The 7340-nt window shown below is 67.6% G+C and carries 4 protein-coding genes and 2 pseudogenes; all 6 read right to left on the reverse strand.

What is annotated here, in order from left to right:
• Nucleotides 1-151: 151 nt before the first annotated feature.
• A complete protein-coding gene (locus tag ACFPOB_RS24585; RefSeq protein WP_089172863.1) occupies nucleotides 152-592 on the reverse strand; it encodes a hypothetical protein in 441 nt (146 codons plus the stop codon).
• Nucleotides 589-2751 carry a hypothetical protein gene (locus tag ACFPOB_RS24590; protein WP_246705995.1) on the reverse strand — a complete coding sequence of 721 codons (2163 nt, stop codon included), beginning with the start codon at nucleotides 2749-2751 and terminating at the stop codon, nucleotides 589-591. Before ACFPOB_RS24590 ends, ACFPOB_RS24585 begins: the two co-directional genes overlap by 4 nt.
• Entirely contained in the window at nucleotides 2751-4592 is a 1842-nt protein-coding gene (locus ACFPOB_RS24595; protein ID WP_172241057.1) for a hypothetical protein, read from the reverse strand. Before ACFPOB_RS24595 ends, ACFPOB_RS24590 begins: the two co-directional genes overlap by 1 nt.
• Complete coding sequence (locus ACFPOB_RS24600; RefSeq protein WP_254985791.1) at nucleotides 4589-5944, reverse strand: tyrosine-type recombinase/integrase; 1356 nt, start codon at nucleotides 5942-5944, stop codon at nucleotides 4589-4591. Before ACFPOB_RS24600 ends, ACFPOB_RS24595 begins: the two co-directional genes overlap by 4 nt.
• Before the next feature lie 331 nt (nucleotides 5945-6275).
• Nucleotides 6276-6680 (reverse strand): annotated as a pseudogene (locus tag ACFPOB_RS24605) (DUF932 domain-containing protein); the annotation flags it as partial.
• A 374-nt stretch (nucleotides 6681-7054) separates the two neighbouring features.
• Nucleotides 7055-7216 (reverse strand): annotated as a pseudogene (locus ACFPOB_RS24610) (DUF736 domain-containing protein); the annotation flags it as partial.
• Nucleotides 7217-7340: the final 124 nt, after the last annotated feature.

Consider the following 7340-nt stretch of genomic DNA (forward strand, 5'->3'; position numbering starts at 1 on the left):
GTCACACCCTGTTCTCGGTGCTGGTGCGGAACAGGGTTGATGGGCTGGCAGCGTCTGCCACACCCGAGCCCCTGCCTCGACGGGCGAGCTTGAAGAGGCACCCATGACCGACGACCGCAAGACCGGTCGACGATAGGCAGTTGCGCGGCTCTCAGCCGGCGCCGTCTCGCGGCGGGCGTCGCAGCGCGACGACCTTGGCCTCGCGCGATCGGTCAAGCTCGTCCTGCAGACCGGCTATCACCGCATCCCGCTCGGCGATCTGCAGCGTCAGCACCTGGATGTGCTGGGCGAGCGTGCGGGCGAGGCCGCGCAGCTCGGCGATCTCGGCGCCGCGCACGGCGCGCAGCTCGGCCTCGAGCGCGCGGATGCGCTCCTTGAGGGCTCTCGGAGTGGCTCGCCGGTGGCGTGCTTCGGCGGCACGGAACTCGGCGAGAACATCGACCGCACGGTTCGCCGTCGCCCGGCTGACTCCGGCCTCGCGCGCCAGGTTGGCGACGGTCAGCGCGCCGTCGGTGCGCTCGGGGCGGCCGTCGAGCAGCCGTGCCATCGCCGCCCGCAGCGCCGCCTCGCTCTTCGGGCCGAGCGCGCTCATGCGGCGCCCTCTATCAGGGGTGCGATGAGCCGGCGTTTGCGTTCGTTGTCGCGCGCGATGGCTTCGCGTTGCAACGGCGACAGGCGCCGGTCGGCAAGCAGCCCTTCGCCCTCGGCGATCGAGGCCTGCCACGGCTCGCGATGCCGGGCGGTCAGACAGGCGTTCGGGCAGCGATCGGGACTGCATCGGGAAAGCGCCGGCGCCGTTCGCTCGGGATCCGCCACGTCCGTGAGGCAGAGGGCGGTCGCCGCATCGAAGAGGCAGTCATTGAGGAAGCCGACATGCAACGTCCGTCCGAGATGGGCGAGCGTGGTGCGCAACCGCTTGCGGTCCATGATCCGGCCGGGAAGATCACCGATCTCGTCGTGGACGCGGGCGAACTCCCGTCGCAATCGCGCCGCACCCGGTCCGGCCGGACCTTCGTCGCGCAGATAGGCCTCGTAATGGGCGACAATGTCGTCGAGCTGGCCGAGCGCGCGCTCGCGCTCGACGGCGAGGCGGAAGTCGGCCCGCGCCGATCCGGCATAACCTTCGAACATGGCGACCGAGGCGTGCTTGTACTGGATCTTGCCGGCGATGGTGCCGAACGGCCGGTTGGCGATGTACCAGGAAATTGTGCGGCGCAGCTGCCGCGTCGTGAACTTCCACGGCTCGTCGCCGGGGCGCGGGATCGCTGGTCCGCCTTCCGAACGCGCGTCCAGGCCGTCGCGGAACAGATTGAGCGTTGCCGTTGCGCCCATGCCGAGGTGATCGGCGCTCCAGGGCCAATCCTTCAGCGTCACCCACAGGGACGAGAGTCCCTTCTCCTTGCGATTGCGCGCCGAGAGCACCTCCATGACTTCCACGGCGCGGGCGACCGGCTCAATGGTGATCCAGTCGGCCGTCACGCCGCGCGGGCCATGGCGCTTGTAGACGGTGCTGCGCACCCGATAGCGTTCGACCAGGCCGTCGCCGCTACGCACCGGCGACACGCAGCCCGGCTGCATCGCCTGCACCTCGCTGTCGCGCATGCCGGTGAGATAGGCGCAGACGATATAGCAGGCGCCCTGCAGCATCCGCTCCTCGCGGGCGAGACTGAGGCCGTCGAAGCGCTCGCGCCATGACAGGCCGGTGTCCGGATCAATGGAGATCGGCGTATCGAGACCGCCAACCTCGGTTCCGAGCTCGGCAGCCATCTCCTCGATCAGTCGCGCGGTCGCCTCGGACTGGCTGACGCGGCCGCTCTCCGGCGCACCGGCGTGCAGCCGCATCAAGTGCAGATTGTAGGGTGGCAGCTCCTGGCCGGTCAGCGGATCGATCCGGCGGGCGGCGTTGGGCGCGCGCTCCCAGATCGGGATACCCCGGCCGGCAGCCCGGCGCGCGTCGAGCCACTTCGCCACGCGGGCCCGATAGGTCCTGGCGACGGCCCGTCCGGTCTGCTGATCCCGCGCCATCAGCCGGGCGCAGCGGGCCTCGAGAGCATCCAGCTCCGCCCGCGCCGCGAGAATGTCGGGTGCATAGATCTCAACATACTTGAGCGCCCAGCGAAGCATGGCGCCGATGACCGGCTCGGGAATGCGCGGCGTGGCGTTCTCGGCAGGCGCCGGCGGCCGGCCGGCGACACGGTGCGCGGCGCGCCCGCGCCACGGCAGAAAGCCGATACCGCCGCCGGTCAGCCACGGCGCCAGGTGGTGCAGGTCAATCGGCACCTCGACATACTTCACCGTCTCGTGGGGCGTTCTCCGGCCGCCGTCGCGGGCATGCACCAGATAGGCGTCGAGCAAAGCCGGATCCACTCGGCCGAGGTCGACGGCGCCGAGCTGCGTCCGAAGGAACGCGGCAAAGTGCTGGATGTAGCGCAGAAGCCGGATCGCCGAGGTCGCGCCGCAGGGCGCACGATATCCCGGCAAGTGGATGCGCAGACGGGCGATTACATACTCTTTCGCCAGACGGCGCGTGACCGGATCGGCGATGCGGGCGAAGTTGAGCCGGTAATTGCTGTAGCGCGCGTTCACCCGGAAGATGGCGGCGCTCAAATCCCAGTGATCGTCACCGAAACGGTGGAGCTGCGCGCGGTCGGCATCGTCCCTGATTGCGACGCCGGCGAGCACGGGCTCGTCGTCACTGTAAATGACCGAGGGCAAAGAAGGTCTGGCTGGAAGTGTGATCGGTGCTGGCATCATGGCGCTCCCGCTTCAGGCGGAAGGTAGATCAGCCTCGGGTCCGCAGCCGCAGCCTGTCGCGCCTCATCAATCTCGGCTTCGCTGAACCGGGGCAGGATCTGATCGGCGATCCGGCCATGAACGCGGCCGAACTTGGTCGTCCAGTCGGCTTCGGTGAGCGCTTGTCTCTGCGTCCTGATAAAGCTGAGGAACGACAGCAGCGCGGGCAGCTTGCGGGCCGTGATCACCGCGTTGCTGCATTCGAGACAGCCCCAAAAGGGCGACGGACAGGCTTCGCCCTCTGGGCCGAACGGGCTCGCGTAGAACCCGCCGCAACTGGCGAGCCAGACATCCTGTTCGCCGCGGAGCAACGCGGTGACAGCGGCGGCGCCGGAAATGGGAAGACCGGTCGCGTGGTCGGGATCGACCCGGACGGCCGCTTCCTCGTCCGGCGACAGCACGCAGGGACGCAGGGCTGCGTCAAGCGCATCGCTCATGGCGTCGGCGATCGTGGCTTCGTGAATATGGCGAAGCGCGGGAATGTCGGCGTAGTGATTGGCCGCAACCGCGGTGCTGTGCCCAACGGCAAAGCGCTCGAGCTGGCCGCCCGTGCGCCGGTACCATGCCGCCTTGTGAGTCTTGCGCAGGCGAGTCAGGTTGAGACGAAGGGGCTGGTCCTGTTCATCGCGGATGTCATGCCGGCGGGTCCATGAAGCCACAGGCTCCTTCATGCCAAGCACGCGCGGGATCAAGCGGCCCCAGGCGTAGTGGACCCAGAGCGTATCGGCGCCGAGCCGGTCTCGCGCCGGGCCGGTCCACTGCAGCACCTTGCGGATCAGACCGCCCGGAGTCGAGGAACCGCCGTCGCGCACGCGCAGCCGCTTCCACTCAGCGCCGCGCGCCCGCCGCTTACAATACTCAATCTCGACATAGCCACCCGCCGGATTCTTCAGGCAATCTGCCCGCAGGTCCTTGATCGCTTCGATCTCGAGCCCCGTGTCGAGCGAGACAAGGACTATGAGCGACACGAGGTCGGCGGCGAGCAGGTGCCGGCGGCCATGCAGATCGTGGATCAGGCGATCGTTCGGCAAGCCGCTCTCACGGCGGAGTGTGTAGAGCCGCTTGAAGAGAGGATGCCTGTGCCCAATGACGCCTTCCGCATCGATCGCCGCCATGGCCGCTTCGTGTGCCGCCGCGAGCGCGCTGCTTCGAAAGGCGTCCTCGACCGTCGGCATTCGATCTGCGTCAGCGAAGCGACGGATGATGGCGGCCAGATCGGTGCGTGCCGCGGTCCGCAACGCCTTCGCGATATCGTCGCCATAGGCATCACGCGGCCGGGCGCGCACGCCCGGCCGGTCGCTCGTGTACATCAAGCGCCGCGAGGCATCGGGCGGCAGGCGGCCGGGCTCGGCGGCTTCGGCGAGCCGCAGCAAGTTGAGCACCTTGCTCATCCGGCGCAGCCGGTGATTGGGATGCAGGCCGCTCTCCTCCATCCAGGCGTCGAAGCCGTCGATGCAGGCGGCGCTCACGTCGGACAATCTGACGACGTGGGGACTAACGGCGTCGAGATACCGCCAGAACGTCTTAAGCGCATTGGCATAGGCGGAAGCGGTCGAGATCGAGCCGGCCGGACCGCCGACCTGGCAGGCGCGCCAGAGAGCACCGGCAAAACTCCGGGCCAACGCCCTGCGGCCGCTGAGCATCGTCAGGTCGATTGTCTTGCTACGGTCCGCAAGCGTGACGGAGAAGCGCAGCGACGCGATCGCAGCGACGGCTTCACCCTCGGGGTCGGGCAAGGCTTCGGGAAACAGTGCACGGCGGCCCGGCCACCGCTTTAAGGCAGTCATCGCGGCAATCATGCGGCATCTCCAGCCGTATCTTCTGCCCAGCGATCCGCGGCCGCCTCGACCAGCTCCTGCGCCTCGGCAAGGCTGTCGAGATAGATGTAGGTGCTGGTCACGCTGGCGTGCCCCAGCAGGTGCTGCAGCTTCTGCAGCGGATCGCAGAGAATCCGCCGGTAGGCCGCGCCGTGCCGGTCCTGCGGATCGAACACCGAGCCGATCTGCTCGCGGATCAGCATGGAGAGCATGTTGCCGGCGAAGGTATGCCGCAAGGTATGCGGCGTCACGTCGATCTCGATGCCGAAGCGACGACAGCGGACGCAGGCCCGGCGGAAGGCAGCTTCCCAGGTGGCCGGCGGGACAGGCTGGCCGCATTCGGTCAGCCAGAGCACGGCATGCTGCGCCGTAGCGGGTGCACCGATCAGCACGCGCCGGCGCTCGCGTGGCGTCAGGCGGTCGACCCGAACACGCTTGCCTGCGTCATCTCTTACCTTCCTGTCCACCGGCATTAGCCAGAGCGGATCGGACAGCGCCGGTTCGGACCGGGAGGCGGAAATCGTGCGCTCGAAGTCGATGTAGTCGGCGATCATCCTCAGCACCCTGCGGGGAATAGGGATGCGCCGTGGCCGTCCGCCCTTGGCGATCGGACCGGCAAGATCGAACGGCGCTGAGCGCGATCCAGCCTCGGTCAGGCGCGGAAGCTCCGTCAGGAGCAGGCTGCCGGCCTCGGTCAGCCGCAAACCGGTCGTGACGAGAAGCTCGGCGAAGAGGGCGTTCCGCTCCCCATTGCGGCCACGCCACGCAGGATCCTCGGAACCGTCCGGCAGACGTCCTCTCAGCCCGACGTCGCGAAAAAGCAGGTAGCGGCCGAGGTCAATGTATCGGGTATCGTGCCGACGCGCTGCGCGCTCACGTGCCCGGTTCGTCGTGACGGCCACCATGGCGCGCCTACCCGACGCCCGCCGTAGCGCGACGCCGTAGCCGAAGGGCGAGGTCGTGATGATCTCCTCTTCAACGGCCCAGCGATAAAGCTTGTCAAGCGCGGCAACGCAACGGTTCCAGCTCGACGCCGAAATGCGGTATGCGGCGTCCGACAGGCGCCGTGCCCGATGAAACGCCAACACGTCATGGCGGTCGGCCTGCCAGACCGTCTTGCCGCCGCGGCGTTCGTGGAGGAAGCGTGCCCAAACAAGAATATCGCGTGCGTAGGAGCGCCACGTGTTCGGCGATCGCGCCCCCATAGCGGGACAGGCGCGGAAGAACCGGTTGAGATCAAGATCGTAGCTGCCGTCATCCATCAGGATGAAGGGCATGTCATCGATCAGCCCGGCGCGCTCGGCCGTGTCAAGCGCGCCGGGCGCAGTGTTCACTGCGAAACCATCTATGGAAAGCGGGCGCGAAACAGCGCCAAGGTCGGTAAAATATAACTGCACGCACGATACCTGAACGGAGCGCCTTCGGCGCAACTCTTTTGTTTGGAATGCGAGGGGTTCCCCTCGCGCTCTCCCGTTCGCCACGTGGCAGGGGTGCAGGACTTTGCCTGCACCCCATGAACAAGCTTGTGGAGTCGCCGCCGCGTCAAGCGTTGTCCTCGCTTACGCTGCGGGAACGCTTGACTCGGACGTCTGAAGAGCCTCATCGGAACCGCCGATGATGCCTCCCCATGCCTGATTCTGAGACAGGATCACAGTGTCAGGATAAGGCACGATGCGACAGCAAGCCATGCTGCAGGTTGATACCGGCGAGCGGCGCGGGAAGCTGGCGCATATAGGTCGCTGGCGCTCCGACAAGGCTGCACAACTGCCCGAAACTCCAATGCGTCGGCGCGACGGGCACCTCCTGTCCGGGAACGATAAGCGAAAGCCTCTCGACATCCTCCCGGCCCGCCTCGACGCGGATGGCGCGGCTTTCCACGGTGCGGGCCGTGGCGCGGTCCGCGCGGGACTTCACGGCGTCGTAAAGCGCGGTGAGCGACAGAAAGCGCTCGTCATCCGGTCGCGAAAACCATTCCGACGAAACCCGGCCGATCCGCTCGCCGCGCGAGAGGTCGATGCGGAAGCCGGCACTGACCGGCTGGCCGTTCTGGCTGCTGCTGATGATATTCATGGCGCTGATCCTTTCCCGTCACTGCCGAAGGCATGCCCCTCGGCATGACTTCCGGGGGCGCGCGAGCGCGCGGGGATGGGAGGGGACAAATGCCGGCGAGCACGGCCGGCCTGCCAGAGTGAGCGGGACGGACAGGCAAGGATCGGAAGAGCGGAGATGTCCGTCCTGCGAACCGGCGGGTCTGCCATCGTGCAGGCAGCATTTGAGGGGAGAAAGGGGCAAGGCCCCTTGGCTTCCCCTCGCGATCGGCAAGGCTGAGGCCGCAGGCGATCAGGGCGACCAGAGCGGAGCTCACCGCATTCCTGTTGGGCTGAGGCAGAGATGAGCACGGTGAAGCCCCGCCTCGCGGCGGGGCTTGTCTGCGGTGGTCGATGTCAGTCGGCGGCCCGGCGGGACCAGATGAGCGCGAACTCGCCCGCGGTGTCGGTTTCGACCAGGCTCGCATAGATCGGCGCCGGGAAGCTCGGGTCGTCGAGCTTTACCGAGTGGTAGTCGCGGCCCTCGCGCGAGCGCTTCTTCCATGCTGCCCCGAATTCGGCGTTATGCGGTGCACCGCATAACGCCGATTATGCGTAGCGCGGGATTATGCGGAGTCGTTGGCTGGCAGCCGCGGTTTTGCGGGGTTTTGTCGCCGTGCCGCTCCGCATAATGGCGGACCGT

It is taken from the genome of Allobosea eneae (assembly GCF_042657265.1).
Classification (GTDB): Bacteria; Pseudomonadota; Alphaproteobacteria; order Rhizobiales; family Beijerinckiaceae; genus Allobosea; species Allobosea eneae.

What these genes read in the sequence shown, in the direction of transcription:
- ACFPOB_RS24585 (WP_089172863.1), bottom strand. Translation starts at nt 592, where the DNA reads ATGAGCGCGCTCGGCCCGAAGAGCGAGGCGGCGCTGCGGGCGGCGATG.
- ACFPOB_RS24590 (WP_246705995.1), bottom strand. Translation starts at nt 2,751, where the DNA reads ATGCCAGCACCGATCACACTTCCAGCCAGACCTTCTTTGCCCTCGGTC.
- ACFPOB_RS24595 (WP_172241057.1), bottom strand. Translation starts at nt 4,592, where the DNA reads ATGATTGCCGCGATGACTGCCTTAAAGCGGTGGCCGGGCCGCCGTGCA.